Origin of the sequence: Citrobacter sp. Cpo037 (assembly GCF_030332945.1) — a bacterium.
Lineage (GTDB): Bacteria > Pseudomonadota > Gammaproteobacteria > Enterobacterales > Enterobacteriaceae > Citrobacter > Citrobacter portucalensis.
In genome coordinates this window covers 76478-93095 of sequence record NZ_JAOWGW010000021.1, presented here as the reverse complement: position 1 = coordinate 93095, position 16618 = coordinate 76478, and the positions used below count along the sequence as shown (strand labels likewise).

At 53.1% G+C, this 16618-nt stretch carries 21 protein-coding genes and 1 pseudogene; 11 read left to right on the top strand and 11 right to left on the bottom strand.

Translation table 11 applies throughout. The features are described 5' to 3' along the window. Positions 1-42: 42 nt before the first annotated feature. The 6 genes from OGX94_RS01500 (at position 43) to fabY (ending at position 4767) form a co-directional block, all read left to right on the top strand. Positions 43-939: a sugar kinase gene (locus tag OGX94_RS01500; protein WP_148362611.1), complete on the top strand. Its 897-nt coding sequence runs from the start codon at positions 43-45 to the stop codon at positions 937-939. 33 nt (positions 940-972) lie between these two features. Next, positions 973-1776, top strand: coding sequence for a DeoR/GlpR family DNA-binding transcription regulator (locus OGX94_RS01495; RefSeq protein WP_191234387.1), 804 nt, complete (start codon positions 973-975; stop codon positions 1774-1776). A gap of 105 nt (positions 1777-1881) precedes the next feature. Beyond that, complete coding sequence (yihX, locus tag OGX94_RS01490) at positions 1882-2481, top strand: glucose-1-phosphatase (protein WP_003825293.1); 600 nt, start codon at positions 1882-1884, stop codon at positions 2479-2481. Beyond that, positions 2475-3347, top strand: a complete 873-nt coding sequence (locus OGX94_RS01485) for a virulence factor BrkB family protein (protein ID WP_008786998.1) — start codon at positions 2475-2477, stop codon at positions 3345-3347. The genes yihX and OGX94_RS01485 overlap by 7 nt, the downstream gene beginning before the upstream one ends. Beyond that, positions 3344-3781: a D-aminoacyl-tRNA deacylase gene (gene dtd, locus OGX94_RS01480; protein ID WP_003825289.1), complete on the top strand. Its 438-nt coding sequence runs from the start codon at positions 3344-3346 to the stop codon at positions 3779-3781. The genes OGX94_RS01485 and dtd overlap by 4 nt, the downstream gene beginning before the upstream one ends. A 44-nt stretch (positions 3782-3825) precedes the next feature. Next, positions 3826-4767 carry a fatty acid biosynthesis protein FabY gene (gene fabY / locus OGX94_RS01475; RefSeq protein WP_003825286.1) on the top strand — a complete coding sequence of 314 codons (942 nt, stop codon included), beginning with the start codon at positions 3826-3828 and terminating at the stop codon, positions 4765-4767. Between the two features lie 5 nt (positions 4768-4772). Here the strand turns inward: fabY and OGX94_RS01470 are convergent, their stop codons facing one another. From OGX94_RS01470 to OGX94_RS01460, 3 genes are all read right to left on the bottom strand, one after another. Continuing rightward, complete coding sequence (locus tag OGX94_RS01470; protein WP_003825284.1) at positions 4773-5060, bottom strand: type II toxin-antitoxin system RelE/ParE family toxin; 288 nt, start codon at positions 5058-5060, stop codon at positions 4773-4775. Next, positions 5053-5295, bottom strand: a complete 243-nt coding sequence (locus OGX94_RS01465) for a type II toxin-antitoxin system ParD family antitoxin (RefSeq protein ID WP_003825282.1) — start codon at positions 5293-5295, stop codon at positions 5053-5055. The genes OGX94_RS01470 and OGX94_RS01465 overlap by 8 nt, the downstream gene beginning before the upstream one ends. A gap of 64 nt (positions 5296-5359) precedes the next feature. Next, entirely contained in the window at positions 5360-6268 is a 909-nt protein-coding gene (locus tag OGX94_RS01460; RefSeq protein WP_003825281.1) for an alpha/beta hydrolase, read from the bottom strand. Between the two features lie 188 nt (positions 6269-6456). Here OGX94_RS01460 and OGX94_RS01455 point away from each other — a divergent pair. Both OGX94_RS01455 and nadS read left to right on the top strand, forming a co-directional pair. Continuing rightward, positions 6457-6585, top strand: a pseudogene (locus tag OGX94_RS01455) (type II toxin-antitoxin system RelE/ParE family toxin); the annotation flags it as partial. Continuing rightward, positions 6586-6873, top strand: a complete 288-nt coding sequence (gene nadS / locus OGX94_RS01450) for a NadS family protein (RefSeq protein WP_038635893.1) — start codon at positions 6586-6588, stop codon at positions 6871-6873. It begins immediately after the preceding pseudogene. A 43-nt stretch (positions 6874-6916) separates the two neighbouring features. Here nadS and fdhE read toward each other — a convergent pair whose 3' ends face one another. The 4 genes from fdhE to fdnG are packed head-to-tail and all read right to left on the bottom strand — an operon-like array spanning position 6917 to position 12440. After that, the gene (fdhE, locus tag OGX94_RS01445) at positions 6917-7846 is read right to left on the bottom strand and encodes a formate dehydrogenase accessory protein FdhE (protein ID WP_003028685.1); all 930 of its coding nucleotides are present in this window, start codon (positions 7844-7846) and stop codon (positions 6917-6919) included. Beyond that, complete coding sequence (gene fdoI, locus OGX94_RS01440; RefSeq protein ID WP_003028686.1) at positions 7843-8478, bottom strand: formate dehydrogenase cytochrome b556 subunit; 636 nt, start codon at positions 8476-8478, stop codon at positions 7843-7845. The genes fdhE and fdoI overlap by 4 nt, the downstream gene beginning before the upstream one ends. Next, entirely contained in the window at positions 8475-9377 is a 903-nt protein-coding gene (gene fdoH, locus OGX94_RS01435) for a formate dehydrogenase O subunit beta (protein WP_003825273.1), read from the bottom strand. The genes fdoI and fdoH overlap by 4 nt, the downstream gene beginning before the upstream one ends. 12 nt (positions 9378-9389) lie before the next feature. Beyond that, the gene (fdnG, locus tag OGX94_RS01430; protein ID WP_087052887.1) at positions 9390-12440 is read right to left on the bottom strand and encodes a formate dehydrogenase-N subunit alpha; all 3051 of its coding nucleotides are present in this window, start codon (positions 12438-12440) and stop codon (positions 9390-9392) included. A 194-nt stretch (positions 12441-12634) separates the two neighbouring features. Here fdnG and fdhD point away from each other — a divergent pair, with 194 nt between their 5' ends. Beyond that, positions 12635-13471, top strand: coding sequence for a formate dehydrogenase accessory sulfurtransferase FdhD (fdhD, locus tag OGX94_RS01425; RefSeq protein ID WP_257662354.1), 837 nt, complete (start codon positions 12635-12637; stop codon positions 13469-13471). Here the strand turns inward: fdhD and OGX94_RS01420 are convergent. Beyond that, entirely contained in the window at positions 13438-13944 is a 507-nt protein-coding gene (locus OGX94_RS01420) for a YgjV family protein (protein WP_032945569.1), read from the bottom strand. The genes fdhD and OGX94_RS01420 overlap by 34 nt on opposite strands. A 58-nt stretch (positions 13945-14002) precedes the next feature. Further along, positions 14003-14524 (bottom strand): Crp/Fnr family transcriptional regulator, encoded by a 522-nt coding sequence (locus OGX94_RS01415; protein ID WP_003825264.1) that lies wholly within the window; start codon positions 14522-14524, stop codon positions 14003-14005. Positions 14525-14653: 129 nt separating this feature from the next. Between OGX94_RS01415 and OGX94_RS01410 the strand changes: the two genes are divergently transcribed. Further along, positions 14654-14866, top strand: coding sequence for a YdgH/BhsA/McbA family protein (locus tag OGX94_RS01410; RefSeq protein WP_003825262.1), 213 nt, complete (start codon positions 14654-14656; stop codon positions 14864-14866). A gap of 42 nt (positions 14867-14908) precedes the next feature. On the opposite strand, the gene OGX94_RS01405 is transcribed toward OGX94_RS01410, so the two are convergent. Both OGX94_RS01405 and OGX94_RS01400 read right to left on the bottom strand, forming a co-directional pair. Beyond that, positions 14909-15232 (bottom strand): AzlD domain-containing protein, encoded by a 324-nt coding sequence (locus OGX94_RS01405; RefSeq protein WP_003825260.1) that lies wholly within the window; start codon positions 15230-15232, stop codon positions 14909-14911. Beyond that, positions 15232-15891 (bottom strand): AzlC family ABC transporter permease, encoded by a 660-nt coding sequence (locus OGX94_RS01400; protein WP_003825259.1) that lies wholly within the window; start codon positions 15889-15891, stop codon positions 15232-15234. The genes OGX94_RS01405 and OGX94_RS01400 overlap by 1 nt, the downstream gene beginning before the upstream one ends. A gap of 101 nt (positions 15892-15992) precedes the next feature. Between OGX94_RS01400 and OGX94_RS01395 the strand changes: the two genes are divergently transcribed. Continuing rightward, positions 15993-16541, top strand: a complete 549-nt coding sequence (locus tag OGX94_RS01395) for a helix-turn-helix domain-containing protein (protein ID WP_003825255.1) — start codon at positions 15993-15995, stop codon at positions 16539-16541. Positions 16542-16618: the final 77 nt, after the last annotated feature.

The window sequence follows — 16618 nt, the reverse complement described above, 5'->3', positions numbered from 1 at the left end:
GAAATTAAAATGGTCTCATCTTGAAACGCCTAAGGAATGACCATGATTCGTATTGCTTGTGTAGGTATTGCCGTGATGGATCGCATCTATTACGTGGAAGAGTTACCGACTGAAGGAGGTAAGTATGTGGCGAAGCGTTATACGGAAGTGGGCGGTGGGCCTGCTGCAACGGCCGCAGTGGCTGCAGCGAAGCTGGGCGCACAGGTGGACTTTATTGGCCGTGTGGGCGATGACGACACCGGAAATAGCCTGCTGGCGGAGCTGGAATCCCTGGGGGTAAATACCCGTTACACCCGGCGCTACGCAGGGGCGAAGTCTTCGCAATCGGCAATTATGGTTGATACGCAAGGGGAGCGGATTATCGTTAACTATCCCAGCCCGGATTTATTGCCGGATGCTGATTGGCTGAATGAGATCGATTTTTCCCAGTGGGATGTGGTGTTGGCGGATGTTCGCTGGCATGAAGGGGCCAGAAAGGCGTTCACGCTGGCGCGTCAGGCGGGAGTGATGACAGTACTGGATGGTGACGTAACGCCACAAGATATCAGCGAGCTGGTGGCGTTAAGCGATCATGCTGCGTTCTCTGAACCTGGTCTGGTGCGTTTAACCGGGATAAATGATTCTGAAGTTGGACTGAAACAAGCAAAAACGCTCACAAATGGACATGTTTACGTAACGCGGGGAAGTGAAGGCTGTGACTGGATAAAAAATAATACGTTGCAGCATCAATCTGGATTTAAAGTCGACGTTGTGGATACTACGGGAGCTGGAGATGTTTTCCACGGTGCACTCGCATTCAGCCTGGCCGGCGGCGATGCTCCAGAAGAAGCCGTCAGGTTTGCCAGCGGGGTTGCTGCGTTAAAATGCACGCGTCCGGGAGGAAGGGCCGGAATCCCTGACTGTGATCAAACCCGATCTTTTCTGTCACTTTTTGTATAAAATGCCAGGGCAATGGTTTTTCGAGGAAATTTCATGAGTCTTACCGAACTGACCGGTAACCCGCGACACGATCAACTGCTTATGCTGATTAGCGAGCGCGGTTATATGAATATCGACGAGCTGGCCAGCCTGCTGGACGTGTCCACGCAAACCGTGCGTCGTGATATTCGTAAACTCAGTGAGCAGGGATTAATTACGCGTCATCATGGTGGCGCGGGCAGAGCTTCCAGCGTGGTGAATACGGCGTTTGAGCAGCGTGAAGTCTCCTGGACGGAAGAGAAAAAAGCCATCGCGGAAGCGGTGGCTGATTACATTCCCGATGGGTCAACGGTGTTTATTACCATTGGCACCACCGTTGAGCAGGTAGCACGCGCGCTGTTAAACCATAATCATTTGCGCATTATTACCAATAGCCTACGCGTGGCGCACATTCTGTATAACAACCCACGTTTTGAAGTCATGGTGCCGGGGGGAACGTTACGCCCGCATAACAGCGGCATCATTGGCCCTTCTGCCTCGGCATTTGTGGCTAATTTTCGGGCCGACTACCTGGTTACCAGCGTTGGTGCGATCGAAAATGATGGTGCGCTGCTGGAGTTTGATGTCAACGAGGCCAGCGTGGTGAAGACGATGATGGCCCATTCAAGGCATATTCTGTTGGCTGCGGATCATACGAAATATACGGCTTCTGCCGCGGTAGAAATTGGCAACGTGTCTCAGGTAACCGCGCTGTTTACCGATGAATACCCAGGTCCCGCATTGCATAATTTACTCCAGTCACAGCAGGTGGAAATTGTGCAAGTGAGTCCTTCACAGGATGATGCTCTGGCAGTGTAATTCTCCCCAATGATGGTTCGATAAGTTCGTAGCCATCACTCTCGCATAGTCAAACTTCTCCTTTCCCGCTACAGTTATTCATCCACGGCGAATAAGGAGAAGGGCATGCTCTATATCTTTGATTTGGGTAATGTGATTGTCGATATCGACTTCAATCGCGTGTTAGGAACTTGGAGCGATCTGAGCCGTGTACCGCTGGCTTCGTTAAAGCAAAGTTTCACCATGGGAGAGGCTTTTCACCAGCACGAGCGAGGTGAAATAACGGATGAAGCCTTTGCTGAGGCGATATGTCATGACATGGCGCTACCGTTAAGCTATGAGCAGTTCTCCCATGGCTGGCAGGCCGTTTTTGTTGCCTTGCGTCCTGAAGTCATCGACGTCATGCAAAAGCTGCGTGAGCAGGGGCATCGGGTGGTCGTCTTGTCGAATACTAACCGTCTGCACACGACGTTCTGGCCGGACGAATACCCCGAAATCCGCCAGGCTGCTGACCATATTTACCTTTCCCAGGATCTGGGCATGCGTAAACCGGAAGCGCGGATTTACCAGCATGTCCTGCAGTCTGAAGGTTTTTCTGCGCATGAGGCGGTATTTTTCGACGACAACGCCGATAATATTGAAGGGGCTAATCGGTTAGGGATTACCAGCATCCAGGTTGTCGATAAAACGACCATTCCGGACTATTTCGCGAAGTTGCTATGCTAAAAAATGTTCAGCAACAAGCCAGGCACCATACGCGTCCTGTTCGGGCCTGGCTGAAGCTACTATGGCAGCGGATTGATGAGGACAACATGACGACGCTGGCAGGGAATCTTGCCTATGTCTCATTGCTCTCATTAGTGCCGCTTATTGCTGTAGTTTTTGCTCTTTTCGCCGCATTTCCGATGTTTTCTGACGTCAGTGTCCAGCTACGTCATTTCATTTTCGCAAACTTTATCCCGGCGACGGGAGATGTCATTCAGCGTTATATCGAACAGTTCGTCGCCAACTCGAACAAAATGACGGCCGTTGGGGCGTGCGGACTGATTGTGACAGCGTTATTACTGATGTATTCCATTGATAACGCCCTGAATACTATCTGGCGCAGCAAGCGTACTCGGCCTAAAGTTTACTCTTTCGCCGTTTACTGGATGATTTTAACGCTGGGGCCGCTGTTGGCGGGGGCCAGTCTGGCAATCAGCTCTTATCTGTTGTCATTGCGCTGGGCCAGCGATCTCAACACGGTGATTGATAACGTCCTGCGTATTTTCCCGCTGGTGCTTTCCTGGCTCTCGTTCTGGCTGCTTTACAGCATCGTACCGACTACGCGTGTACCCAACCGTGATGCGGTTATTGGCGCCTTTGTGGCCGCTGTGTTGTTCGAAACCGGAAAGAAAGGATTTGCGCTCTATATCACGATGTTCCCGTCTTATCAGCTCATTTACGGTGTCCTGGCGGTGATCCCCATTTTATTCGTCTGGGTATACTGGACCTGGTGTATCGTCTTGCTAGGCGCGGAAATAACTGTCACTCTCGGGGAATACCGCAAACTTAAACAAGCCGCAGAACAAGAAGAAGCAGAGCAACCATGATTGCATTAATTCAGCGCGTAACCCGTGCCAGCGTCACCGTGGAGGGCGAGGTGACGGGTGAAATTGGCCCAGGACTTTTGGTCCTGTTAGGTGTCGAAAGGGATGATGACGAACAGAAAGCGAACCGCCTGTGCGAGCGCGTACTCGGCTATCGAATCTTTAGCGATGCCGAAGGCAAAATGAACCTTAACGTGCAGCAGTCAGGGGGCAGCGTGCTGGTGGTTTCACAGTTCACGCTGGCGGCAGATACCGAACGCGGCATGCGCCCGGGGTTTTCAAAAGGGGCTGCGCCCGATCGTGCAGAGGCGTTGTATGAGTACTTTGTTGAGCGTTGCCGCCAACAGGAAATGAATACGCAAACCGGTCGATTCGCTGCGGATATGCAGGTTTCACTGGTTAATGATGGCCCCGTGACGTTCTGGTTACAAGTATGAACCAGCTACCGGTGTGGCCGCGGACAACAAGAGAGAATACGACTATGTATCACCTTCGAGTACCGCAAACAGAAGAAGAATTGGAGCGTTACTACCAGTTTCGCTGGGAGATGCTGCGTAAACCTTTGCACCAGCCTAAAGGCTCCGAACGGGATGCCTGGGATGCGATGGCGCATCACCAGATGGTGGTGGACGAAGAGGGAAATCTGGTCGCAGTTGGCCGACTGTATATCAATGCGGATAACGAAGCCTCCATACGCTTTATGGCCGTTGACCCTTCCGTGCAGGAGAAAGGGTTGGGCACGCTGATGGCGATGACCCTGGAGTCTGTGGCGCGTCAGGAAGGAGTCAAACGCGTAACCTGTAGCGCCCGTGAAGATGCGGTCGAATTTTTCGCCAAACTGGGATTTGTGAGCCAGGGAGAAATCACCACACCGCAAACCACGCCGGTGCGTCACTTTTTGATGATTAAGCCTATTGCGACGCTGGACGACATTCTCCATCGCGGGGACTGGTGCGGACAGCTACAGCAAGCCTGGTACGAACATATTCCATTGAGTGAGAAAATGGGTGTGCGCATTCAGCAATATACCGGGCAGAAATTTATCACCACGATGCCCGAGACGGGCAATCAGAACCCGCACCATACGCTGTTTGCCGGGAGTCTGTTTTCCCTGGCGACGCTAACGGGCTGGGGACTTATCTGGCTGATGCTGCGTGAGCGTCATCTGGGCGGGACGATAATCCTTGCCGACGCACATATCCGATACAGCAGGCCGATCACCGGGAAACCTACCGCTATCGCCGATCTGGGCTCGCTGAGCGGTGACCTGGACCGTCTGGCAAGAGGTCGCAAGGCGCGCGTTCAGATGCAGGTTGGGGTGTTTGGCGATGACACGCCGGGCGTGGTGTTTGAAGGCACCTACATTGTGCTACCCGCAAAACCGTTTGGCGCATATGAAGAAGGCGGGAACGAGGAAGAGTAGGCCTTCTAGCTGAAATGCAATATTGGGTTCATTTGCTGATGTAAAATGCGGATTATGAAAATGCCATAATCCGCATTTTGATAAAAAATCGCATGCTGTCGATGATTGTATTGACGGGTACCTTCCTTAATCGCAGAACAGTTGTGTCCCATCAAAGCGTTTTTCTCTAACAGTAAAAAAAGCTGTTCCATCTCAGTCGTGTATTTATCCGCCTGCTGATAACCGAATTTTCTCCAGGTGTATTCATAGATAGATTCAAAGTCTTCGACTGCCTGATTAGAGAGTTTATACATTCAGACTGCGCTTTTTCCTGTGCGCGACCTCCTGTAGAGTCAGGTCGCTTGTGCCGCTGTGTATCCCATCCTCCAGCGCGTCGCGTAATGCGTTGTTTCGCAATTCTTGTTCTTCCAGTAAACGTAATGCTGAACGGACAACTTCGCTGGTGGAACCATAGCGCCCACTTTCAATCATTTCGTTAATAAAACGATCGAGATGCTCGCCAATCGTAATGCTGGTAGTTCTGGGCATAGGTTTGTCCTTTGTGTTATCTATTCACACAAGATAGCACCCGTGGACGAAAACATGAACAACCTTACTGACCTAGCCGCCAGGCCACATCCCGCATAACGCCTCGTGCCGCCTGGCTCACCCCAGTCAACTGGAAAAATCCGTGGATAACACCAAGATAGCGTTGGCAAGTGCACTCCACGCCCTGCTCCTGGAACCGTTGATACAGGGCCTCGCCTTCATCTCGCAGTGGGTCGAATTCAGCTGTAATGATGTGCGTGGTCGGTAAGCCGTTGAAGTCTTCGCGCCAGAGCGGGCTGACTTCGGGATGCAATGGATCGGTTTGCGAAATATACATCTCGTAGCCCGACAGCAGCGTGTCGCGGGTGATAATGTAATCCTGTCCATTATGGTCATAGCTCGCAAACCTGGCTGTTGCGTCCAGCATCGGGTAGATCAGCATAAGCTGCGCAGGTTGCCATTGTCCGCTAGCTTTCAGGCGTAGTGCGGTGACCAGCGCCAGATGCCCGCCAGCGCTGTCGCCAGCCAGCGTAATGTTGCTGCGGTCGACACCCAGTTTCTGGGCATACTTCCAGATAATATTGGCCCCGGTTTCAGCATCGTTATGTGCTGCCGGGAAGATGTGCTCAGGTGCGAGGCGATACTGCACCGCAATGACCCGACAGCCGCTGTACCAGGCAAGTTGCCTTAACTGGTTATCATGTGTGGCAAATCCGCCGCTGACAAAGCAGCCACCGTGATAATAGATAACGCAGGGGAGATTTCCCGTGCTGCCCCGCGGCGAAACTACGCGAAACATCATGGCATCGAGTTCAATATCTTCAACTTGTACGCGGGTTTCAGTGTCTCCGGCCAGGACCGTGCTGGCGATATAGCCTGCTCTCCGGTCATCAATATTCTGCTCGCGCGAAGAAGGGCGTCCCGCCACGATAAATGCCTCAACCAGCTGTGCAATCCCGCTTTCCAGTGCCATTTTTACATCCCCTTATCTGTATAGATATACAGGTTTATAACCTGGATAACTAAGAATGAAAATGGGAAAAATGGGGGCAGGTATGATTCTGGAAAGCGGCTCGCAGATTAAATACCGTCATTGGTTTCTGCTGTTTGAATTCGGTATTGTGAGGAAAATGTACTATACGCCATTGACGTATAGTTAAGAGGATTATTTACTTTCATCAAATCAGGAAATCACAAATTCGTTTGTTGCTGATTTATCAGAAAGGGATCAAGGATGATCTGACTCCGCAGGAAAAAGTACTGCTGCGTATGTTGAATGAGGGGTGGTAAATGGATAAGGCACTATTTGAGCGATTAACTCAAAGTATGGTTCAGATGAATGAGATCGCTGAAGGAACGCGACAACCTTCCCGTACCTTTCATATTGACGCCATGAAAATAAAGGAAATTCGCCAGTCTTCAGGATTATCACAGACTCGTTTCGCAGATTTGATATCGGTAAGCGTGGATACGTTGCGAAATTGGGAGCAAGGGCGTCGTTCACCGACCGGTCCAGCAAAAGCGTTGTTACGTGCTATTGCCAATGATCCAAAACATGTCATTCAGGCACTAAGATAATCCCCGGCAGTTTGGTTCAATTGCCGGGGGAAGATCTTAAAACTTACTCCCCTTCACCTGGGAACAGGAACGGGTTGATGGAGCTGCGGGCAAAGCCCTCTTGCTCCATGTGCGCGTCCAGCATCAGTGAAGCGAGATCGTCAGCCACGGCTTCAACTTTAGGGTCTTTTTCCTGATAGAGAATCTTCAGGTAAGTCCCACAGTCGCCGCAGCTTTCAGCTTTAATTGCCGCCTGTTCGTTATCCAGCGACCAGTAGTTCAAATCACGGCTTTGCTCGCAGTTGCTGCACTTCACACGCACCACGTGCCACTCGGTTTCGCAGAGGTTGCAGTGCAGATAGCGCAGCCCCTGAGTGGTGCCGATTTGCACCATGCTGGAGACCGGCATTGAACCACACACCGGGCAGTACTGACGCTGTTCGCCGTATTCCGCACGGGCTTTGCCGGGGATCAGGCTTGCCATCTGCGCCCAGTAGAGCGACAGGGCAGCCCAAATAAACGGTGCTTTATCGCTGCTGACGGAGGCGAAATCAGAGGCAAACAGCGCGCTGGCCATCAGCTCCAGTTCCTGCTCTGAGGCTTTTTCCAGATTTTCGATCACGGCAAGCGCAGGGCCACTCATTTCTGGTTTCAGCTCAGCAATTAACGACTGCAGTAGTTTTTGCCAGTGCTTGTCGCGTGGCAGAACGTGGATATCCAGCGGCGGTTTGCCCTGATCGTTCGCTTCTTTGATGCGAGCGGTCAGATCCATCTGCAGCGGATGGTCGTACAACACCACTTCCTGCGCGTGGGCGATCAGTGCTGCAAAGCGCAGGTAGTCGCCCAGCGGGTTGTTCTCGGCCAGCTCGCGCAGGCGCTCAGCGCGGCGGTTATACAAATTTTTGAGTCTGGGGAATAATAACGGCGGAATCATATCCGCCGTGCGTTTCTCGCTCTTCTCCAGCTCATCTTGCGGGATTATGCGAATACTCATTCAGATGACTTTTCCTGTTTCTGGCGGACTTCACGGTACCAGCGCGGGTGATGTTTCTTCGCCCATGAACTGGTAACCCATCCTTCCACCATCGCGGTAATGGTGCCTTTCACCCAAAGGGCGGCGTAAATGTGCACCATGATAACCACAATTAACGCTACTGCGGCAAATGAATGCAGCATTAACGCGAATCGGATCACCGGGATTGAGAAAGCAGGCGCAAAATACGGACGCCAGATGACCACTCCGCTCACCAGCAACAGGACCAGGAAGATAATCGCCGCCCAGAATACGCATTTCTGGCCGAAGTTATAACGTCCTGTGTCACCTACTTCCTCGTTGACGACAATCTTACGAATATTCTTCGCCCAAAAGATATCATCCCGATTGATTAGATTGTGGTGCCAGTAACGGAAAAACATGATGATAAACGAGGCAAACATGATCACGCCGACAAACGGGTGCACAATTCGCGCCAGTTGTGGAGTGCCCATGATGTGCATCAGCCAGTTAAAAGACGGGAAGAGAAAGCCCATCCCGCTCACCGCCGCAAGAATGAAGCAGAAGGCGGTGATCCAGTGGTTGATGCGTTCCGGCGCCGTGTAGCGCACGATGGTGTCACGTCGTTTCATTTGCGCACCTCGTCGTCTTTTTCATGCAGATTGTCTTCTTCCTCTTCCGCACGGTTCGGGCCTACGCCGACGTAGTGGAAGATGCTGGCCGCAAATGTCGCTGCAAAGCCGACGGCTGCGAGGGGTTTCCAGATGCCTTTCCAGAATTTAACGGTAGCGCTGATCTCCGGGTTCTCTGGCAGGCCGTGATACAGATTCGGTTTGTCCGCATGGTGCAATACGTACATTACGTGCGTACCGCCAACACCCGCCGGATCGTACAGACCCGCGTTTTCGTAACCACGCGTTTTCAGCTCCGCCACGCGTTCGCCTGCCAGGGTTTTCATCGACTCTTTGGTGCCGAAATGAATGGCACCGGTTGGGCAGGTTTTCACGCAGGCCGGTTCTTGCCCGACCACAACACGGTCAACGCACAACGTACATTTGTAGACGCGGTTGTCTTCCGGATTGAGGCGCGGCACGTCGAACGGGCAGCCCGCGATGCAGTAGCCACAGCCGATGCACTGCTCAGACTGGAAGTCGACGATACCGTTGGCATACTGAATGATTGCGCCTTCAGCCGGACACGCCTTCAGGCAGCCCGGATCGGCGCAGTGCATACAGCCATCCTTGCGGATAAGCCATTCCAGTTTGTCGTTTTGTTCCACTTCCGAGAAGCGCATCACCGTCCAGGATTTGGCGGTCAAATCAGCCGGGTTGTCGTACACCCCAACGTTGTTGCCCACTTCATCACGGATGTCGTTCCATTCAGAACACGCCACCTGACACGCTTTACAGCCGATACAGGTGGTGACGTCGATAAGCTTCGCCACTTCTTCCTGATGGTCCCGCGCCTGAGGCGCGGGGGTGAAACCGTTAGTGGCGGAACGACGAATGATGTCTTGCGATTGATAAGCCATAGGTCGTCTCCGTTACACCTTTTCCACGTTCACGAGGAAGGACTTAAATTCCGGCGTCTGCGTGTTCGCATCACCGACGAATGGCGTTAACGTGTTAGCGATAAAGCCTTTTTTCGCCACACCTTCGTAGCCCCAGTGAATCGGAATACCGATAGTGTCGATATCCTTACCGTTAGCCTTCAGCGTGCGAATACGTTTGGTCACCACCGCCTTGGCCTTAATGTAGCCGCGATTAGAGGAGACTTTGACGGTATCGCCGTGGGAGATACCGAGCTTATTCGCCAGCTTCTCGCCAATTTCCACAAACTGTTCCGGCTGAGCGATGGCATTCAGCAGCGCATGCTTGGTCCAGTAGTGGAAGTGCTCGGTCAGACGGTAGGTTGTACCGACGTACGGGAACTTATCTGCTTTACCCAGTGCTTCCGCGTCACCTTTAAAGATACGTGCGGCAGGGTTAGAGATAACGTTCGGGTGCAGCGGGTTAGTTCCCAGCGGCGTTTCAAACGGCTCGTAGTGTTCCGGGAACGGACCTTCCGCCATCTTATCGATAGCAAACAGGCGTCCCATCCCTTCCGGCTGCATGATGAACGGCCCAACGTTGCTGCCCGGTGCGGCGGCGCTGTAGTCCGGAATATCCATCCCGCTCCATTTTGCCCCGTCCCATTTCAGGATCTGACGTTTTGGATCCCACGGATTCCCCTGCGGGTCAGCAGAGGCGCGGTTGTACAGAATACGTCGGTTGAGCGGCCACGCCCATGCCCAGCCCAGCGTATTGCCAAGGCCTGACGGGTCGGCATTATCGCGACGCGCCATCTGGTTGCCTTCCGGCGTCCAGCTACCGGCAAAAATCCAGCAGCCGCTGGAGGTAGTGCCGTCGTCACGTAGTTGGGCGAACGAGCTAAGCTGTTGGCCTTTCTTGACGATAACCGCGCCGGTTGCCGGGTCGGTAATGTCGGCCAGCGCTTTACCGTTACTCTCCATCGCCACTTCTTCCGAAGCCGGTTCGTGTGGGGTGGAGTAGTTCCAGGTCATGCTCAGCACCTGTTCCGGGTTCGCGCCACCCTGCTCGGCATACATCTTACGCAGGCGTAAGAAGATACCAGCGAGGATTTCGCCATCGGTAACGGCAATCCCTGGGGCATCAGCGCCTTTCCAGTGCCACTGCAGCCAGCGACCGGAGTTGACGATAGAACCATTCTCTTCGGCGAAGCAGGTGGATGGCAGACGGAATACTTCGGTCTGGATATTCGACGGGTCAACATCGTTCGACTCACCGTGGTTCTGCCAGAAGGTGGAAGTCTCGGTGTTGAGCGGGTCGATAGTGACCAGGAACTTCAGTTTGGACAGTGAAGCCACAACTTTGTTTTTGTTCGGGAATGACGCGACCGGGTTAAAGCCCTGGCAGATATAGCCATTCACTTTGCCCTGATTCATCATCTCGAAGTACTGCAGGACGTCGTACCCTTTATCCCACTTCGGCAGCCAGTCGAAGCCCCAGCTGTTTTCCGCTGTCGCTTTATCGCCAAAGAAGGCTTTCATCATCGAAACGAAGAATTTCGGGTAGTTGCCCCAGTAGTTCACCTGACCTTCCAGCAACGGTTTTGGCGTGTTGGCGGCAAGGTAGGTTTGCAGGTCAGTCTGTTTCTCGCTTGGCAGCGTCATATAGCCTGGCAGGCTTTGTGACAGCAGGCCTAAGTCGGTCAGGCCCTGAATGTTGGAGTGACCGCGCAGGGCGTTAACACCGCCGCCAGCCATCCCCATGTTGCCAAGCAGCAACTGGATCATCGCCATGGTACGGATGTTCTGCGCACCCACGGAGTGTTGCGTCCAGCCCAGGGCGTACAGGAACGACGCGGTTTTATCTTTGGCACTGGTTTCTGCGATGTACTCACAGACCTTCAGGAAGTCGGCCTTTGGCGTACCGCAGATGTTTTCTACGACGTCCGGCGTGTAGCGGGAGACGTGCTGTTTCAGCAGGTTCCACACGCAGCGCGGATGTTGCAGGGTGACATCGCGTTTGGCGAAGCCTTTTTCATCCAGCTCGTAGTTCCAGCTGGTTTTGTCATACTTGCGTTTGTCCGCGTCGTAGCCGGTGAACAGGCCATCTTCGAAACCGTAATCCTCACGCACGATCAGGCTGGCGTTGGTATAGGCCTCAGTATATTCGCGGTTGAATTTTTCGTTGTTCAGCAGGTACAGCAAAACGCCTGACAGGAAAGCAATGTCAGTACCGGAACGAATTGGCGCATAGAAATCAGCCACCGCAGCGGTTCGCGTAAAGCGTGGATCGATAACAATCAGCTTCGCGCCGTTGTGAATTTTGGCTTCCATCGCCCAGCGGAATCCGACCGGGTGAGCTTCAGCGGCGTTACCGCCCATCACCACAACGAGGTTGGCGTTTTTAATGTCGACCCAGTGGTTGGTCATCGCACCGCGACCAAATGTTGGAGCAAGACTTGCTACCGTTGGTCCGTGTCAGACGCGTGCCTGGTTGTCGACCGCGAGCATACCGAGCGCGCGGGAGAATTTTTGCGTTAAATAACCGGTTTCGTTACTGGAAGCGGAAGCACACAGCATTCCGGTGGAAAGCCAGCGGTTAACGGTTACGCCTTCAGCGTTTTGTGCAACGTAGTTAGCGTCGCGGTCTTCTTTCATCAGCTTAGCGATGCGGTCAAATGCCTCATCCCAGCTAATCTGTTGCCACTTATCTGAGCCTGGTGCGCGATATTCCGGGAATTTCAGGCGGCTTTCGGAGTGGATGAAGTCCACAAGTCCTGCCCCTTTCGGGCACAGCGCGCCACGGTTCACCGGGTGATCCGGGTCTCCTTCGATATGGAAGATGGATGCTTTGGCGTTTTTTGCGCCGTCACCGAGGCTGTACATTAACAGTCCACAGCCAACGGAACAGTAAGTGCAGGTGTTACGGGTTTCGCGGGTGCGCAGCAGTTTATATTGCCGTGTTTCCGCGAGCGCTACGCCGGGTGCAAAACCCAGTGCCGCTGCCGTGGTGCCTGCCATACCGCCAGCGCAGATCTTAAAGAACTGCCTTCTGCTGACCTGCATGGTTCGCTCCTTGTTTCGACATTGTCACGTTCCCTTCGCTTTTCTGTAACGCGAACGCGAGGGAAGTGGTTGTTATTTTTCTTTGCGGACGGGACCGCAAAGGTCCAGAATTGGGTGAATTTCCCTCCGTCCAGGAGGGATTTGTAAAGAATACCACAATGTTGGTATGCGTGTTCCAATATGGTTAAAAGAAAGTGAATAAGATTATTCAAGAAAACATCAAGAATGTGACATCTTCGACAGGATCTCGCCAGCTGACCCTCTGGAAACGCGAGGATTTGCAACATCCTCAGCCTGATGAAGTAGCTGAAGAAGTGCCTGTTGCGCTGGTATACAACGGGATTTCGCACGTGGTGATGATGGCATCCCCGAAAGATCTTGCGCACTTCGCGATGGGTTTTTCACTTTCTGAAGGCATTATTGAGTCCCCGCAGGATATCTACGGAATGGACGTAGTGCCTTCCTGCAACGGATTGGAAGTGCAGGTTGAACTGTCCAGCCGTCGCTTTATGGGGCTGAAGGAGCGTCGTCGCGCGCTGGCCGGTCGCACCGGTTGCGGCGTTTGTGGCGTGGAGCAGCTCAATGATATTGGCAAGCCGGTCCAGCCGCTGCCGTTTACCCAGACATTCGATCTGGCGAATCTTGATAACGCTTTACGACATCTCAAGGATTTTCAACCCGTGGGGCAACTGACAGGCTGCACGCACGCGGCTGCCTGGGTACAACCGTCAGGTCATCTGGCGGGCGGGCATGAAGATGTTGGACGTCATGTTGCGTTGGATAAACTGCTGGGACGACGTGCAATCGAAGGGGAAACCTGGCAACAGGGCGCGGTATTAGTCTCCAGCCGCGCCAGTTATGAGATGGTGCAGAAGTCGGCGATGTGCGGTGTGGAGATCCTGTTTGCTGTTTCTGCGGCGACAACGCTCGCCGTGGAAGTTGCCGAACGTTGTAACCTGACGCTGGTGGGTTTTTGCAAACCGGGCAGGGCGACGATCTATACGCATCCGCAACGTCTGGTCGCGCTGTGACGCCACCAGGCGGCCAGAATACTGCCGGAAAATGCCAGTTCCATGATTACGGCAACTGGCGAGCCAACAATCACATTGTTCAGCAGCCAACACAGGCTGCCACACAAGGTGTATCCCCGTAATTTTCCGCTGCGTTTTTGAAATGACGCAAATGTCATCAGCAGGCTTCCCATCAGCGGCAATATACTCGACAGATTTTGCCAAAGATAAATGCTACACAGCAGCGACCCCAGCATAAATCCCCACATCACCCAGCGGTGAAAGGTGACGATGGCTGTCGCGTAGCGGCATGCGGCAATGATCATTAACCCAGCCGCAGCGTGTTGATCCAAAAGATAGAAATGGATAGCTAACAGAGAAGTGGAGCTGGTGAGCAGCGTTAAAGTGATAGCCCGGCGTTGAAAATGAAAAGCGGAAATATCCAGTAAGAAGCTGATGCCAGCCAGCATCTGAGAAAGAAGAAATGCGTTCATTGTGGTCGCCATCTATTAAAGAGTGACGGGACAATAATCGACGCATCACCGTAAGGCGTTAACCTTTGTTAAGACGCTGGCGAATACGGGACAGGCTAACGGGGGTAATGCCGATATAGCTGGCAAGATCGCGCTGGGTGAGCTGTGACTCCCAGTCCGGGAAGTGTGTTTGTACGTACTGGTAGCGTTGCTCTGGGGTATTGAGCAGCAGCATTTGCTCTTTTTTCTCTTTGTAGATCAATTGCTGGACCAGTAGCTGAGTCTTAATATCCTGATTTTCCGGCGCATCAAGCAAAGCCAAGGGGAATTCAGTGGTTTCTCCTGCGGAGATCATTTGCAGGCTGTAATCGGCAGGTGTGTTAATTAGCCAGTTCAGGTACAGAAAGCAGTATTCCCCGGCAAAGTAGAACTCTTTAACCCTTTCAACGCCGTTGTCTGCGTGATAAACCGCACGAGCCACACCATGATGTAAAAGATGAATTTTACTTTGTGGTTCACCCTGACGAAGTAACCAACTACCCGCCGGTTGCGTTTTTCTACGGCTGCCAGCAAGCCATTGTGATTCCTGATTACGTAACATCTTATCTCTCAAATAATTTGAATAAGACTGGCAAATCCTTCCGCTTTCAGTTGTTCGAGTATCAGCCTATTATTTATCACATCAAGGCACAGTGCCTTACTCAAACAACTAAGTTAAAGGGTTTATATCATGAAAAGCATCAAAACTTTTGTCGCAGTTATCGCTCTGGCTACTTCATTCGGTTCTTTCGCTGCTCAGACAGTGACCGCAACCGGTTCTACGCTGGAAAGCGCTGAAGCAAAAATCGCCGCTCAGGCTGAACGCGCAGGTGCCAGCGATTACAAAATCACTCAGGCCTATACCGGTAACCGCGTGCACATGACCGCCGAACTGCTGAAATAAGATACCTTAGTACTGTCGAAAGAGCGCCCTTGAGGCGCTTTTTTAGTTTATGCCCGCCATTCGCAGCAGCGCCGTCACCACTGCCGCAGCGACGATCACCACGATTAGCGGCATCTTGCGCCAGGCGAGAAATACCGCAAAAGCCACGCCCAGCACGCGGGCCATGCCAGCGAAGTGTTCACCTTCGTAAAAGGTGGTCGCCAGCGCAACGGAGAACAGTAATACCGTTGCGGCGTCGGAAAGCAGCGCCTGCGAGCGTTCCGAGAACGCTAAACGGCTCCCAAGCTTCGCTCCTCCTAAACGCATTAAATACGTTCCCAGAGATAACATGGCGATACCGACGATAAACAGCGTCATGTTGCCCATTATTTTTTCCTCGTCAGTAAGCCAAACAGTGAGAGCAGAACCGGTAAACCGACCGGCGCAAAGGGGATGGCGGCAAGCGACAACCCGGCACCGCTACAGGCGCGAATCAGCGTGGTGCGGTTTTTAAAGGCCGGGACCACTAAGGCTAATAAAATTGCAGGGAAGACGGCATCCAGACCGATGGTTTCCGGGGCGGGGAGCAGTTTGCCGACGCCCGCGCCGATCAGTGTGCCAACAGGCCAGAAAATCGCGACGCCCAGACCGCACAGCCAGAAGGCGGCTTTACGTTGTTCGGGCGTTTTTTGCGACAGGCCAAAGACTACGCTTTCGTCGTTCATGATATGACAGCCGAGGAAACTCGCAGCCCGGGAGCCCACCAGGTCGCGAACCGTGACGCCAAACGGCACGTGTCGGGCGTTGACCAGTAAACCGGCCGCCGCCGCCGCCAGTGGGTTACCGCCGCTGGCGACGATGCCGATAAACATAAATTCGGACGCACCCGCCAGTACCGTAATCGAAAGCACAAACGGTACCCACAGCGGGAAGCCGTAGGCCATCGCCAGCGAGCCGTATGACATGCCGACTACGCCGACGGCCAGACAGACTAAAAATATTGCTTTTATCGTGTCGCCTTTGAGACTGGAAAAATAATGTTTCATACCGTTTTAGCCATATCGAACGAATTTCCATTATAATGAACGCGACCAGTTAATATTACAAGTCGAACGATTCGTTCGATATAAAGAACATGGAGTCGTGAATGACCCAGCCCATCAGTATGATCGCGAAAAGCCTTGTGCGTGAACGCCAGCGCACCGGTTTGTCATTGGCAGAGATTGCCCGTCGCGCAGGGATTGCAAAATCGACACTCTCGCAATTGGAAGCGGGCAATGGCAATCCTAGCCTGGAAACGCTCTGGTCGCTGTGTGTGGCGTTGGATATTCCCTTTGCTCGCCTGCTGGAGCCGCAGGAACAAAAAACGCAGGTGATTCGTCGCGGAGAAGGGACAAAGGTGGTAGCCGAGCAGGCGCACTATCAGGCCATTTTACTGGCCGCCTGCCCGCCGGGGGCGCGGCGGGATATCTATCTGCTGCTGACGCAACCGGGCGCGGATCGTATTTCACAGCCGCATCCACCGGGATCGGTTGAACACATCATCGTGACGCAGGGTAAGGCGATGGTAGGATTGACTGAAGCGCCGGAGGAGTTAGGCGAGGGGGACTATATTTGTTACCCCGCCGATCGGGCGCATATTTTTAAAGCGCTGGAGCCTGACACCCAGGCGATTCTGGTCTCTGAGCAAAATTGAATTGTCGGATGGCGCTATCGCTTATCCGACCTACAAAAAATAAAACCGTAGGCCCGGTAAGCTTGCGCCACCGGGCA

Bases quoted from the DNA above. Each gene is read 5' to 3' on its own strand.
- OGX94_RS01405 (WP_003825260.1), bottom strand. From the start codon at position 15,232: ATGGGCAACATGACGCTGTTTATCGTCGGTATCGCCATGTTATCTCTG.
- fabY (WP_003825286.1), top strand. From the start codon at position 3,826: ATGTATCACCTTCGAGTACCGCAAACAGAAGAAGAATTGGAGCGTTAC.
- OGX94_RS01500 (WP_148362611.1), top strand. From the start codon at position 43: ATGATTCGTATTGCTTGTGTAGGTATTGCCGTGATGGATCGCATCTAT.
- fdoH (WP_003825273.1), bottom strand. From the start codon at position 9,377: ATGGCTTATCAATCGCAAGACATCATTCGTCGTTCCGCCACTAACGGT.
- fdhE (WP_003028685.1), bottom strand. From the start codon at position 7,846: ATGAGTATTCGCATAATCCCGCAAGATGAGCTGGAGAAGAGCGAGAAA.
- fdoI (WP_003028686.1), bottom strand. From the start codon at position 8,478: ATGAAACGACGTGACACCATCGTGCGCTACACGGCGCCGGAACGCATC.
- yihX (WP_003825293.1), top strand. From the start codon at position 1,882: ATGCTCTATATCTTTGATTTGGGTAATGTGATTGTCGATATCGACTTC.
- OGX94_RS01395 (WP_003825255.1), top strand. From the start codon at position 15,993: ATGACCCAGCCCATCAGTATGATCGCGAAAAGCCTTGTGCGTGAACGC.
- OGX94_RS01470 (WP_003825284.1), bottom strand. From the start codon at position 5,060: ATGTATAAACTCTCTAATCAGGCAGTCGAAGACTTTGAATCTATCTAT.
- OGX94_RS01460 (WP_003825281.1), bottom strand. From the start codon at position 6,268: ATGGCACTGGAAAGCGGGATTGCACAGCTGGTTGAGGCATTTATCGTG.
- OGX94_RS01400 (WP_003825259.1), bottom strand. From the start codon at position 15,891: ATGAAACATTATTTTTCCAGTCTCAAAGGCGACACGATAAAAGCAATA.
- OGX94_RS01415 (WP_003825264.1), bottom strand. From the start codon at position 14,524: ATGTTACGTAATCAGGAATCACAATGGCTTGCTGGCAGCCGTAGAAAA.
- OGX94_RS01485 (WP_008786998.1), top strand. From the start codon at position 2,475: ATGCTAAAAAATGTTCAGCAACAAGCCAGGCACCATACGCGTCCTGTT.
- OGX94_RS01420 (WP_032945569.1), bottom strand. From the start codon at position 13,944: ATGAACGCATTTCTTCTTTCTCAGATGCTGGCTGGCATCAGCTTCTTA.
- dtd (WP_003825289.1), top strand. From the start codon at position 3,344: ATGATTGCATTAATTCAGCGCGTAACCCGTGCCAGCGTCACCGTGGAG.
- OGX94_RS01495 (WP_191234387.1), top strand. From the start codon at position 973: ATGAGTCTTACCGAACTGACCGGTAACCCGCGACACGATCAACTGCTT.
- OGX94_RS01410 (WP_003825262.1), top strand. From the start codon at position 14,654: ATGAAAAGCATCAAAACTTTTGTCGCAGTTATCGCTCTGGCTACTTCA.
- OGX94_RS01465 (WP_003825282.1), bottom strand. From the start codon at position 5,295: ATGCCCAGAACTACCAGCATTACGATTGGCGAGCATCTCGATCGTTTT.
- nadS (WP_038635893.1), top strand. From the start codon at position 6,586: ATGGATAAGGCACTATTTGAGCGATTAACTCAAAGTATGGTTCAGATG.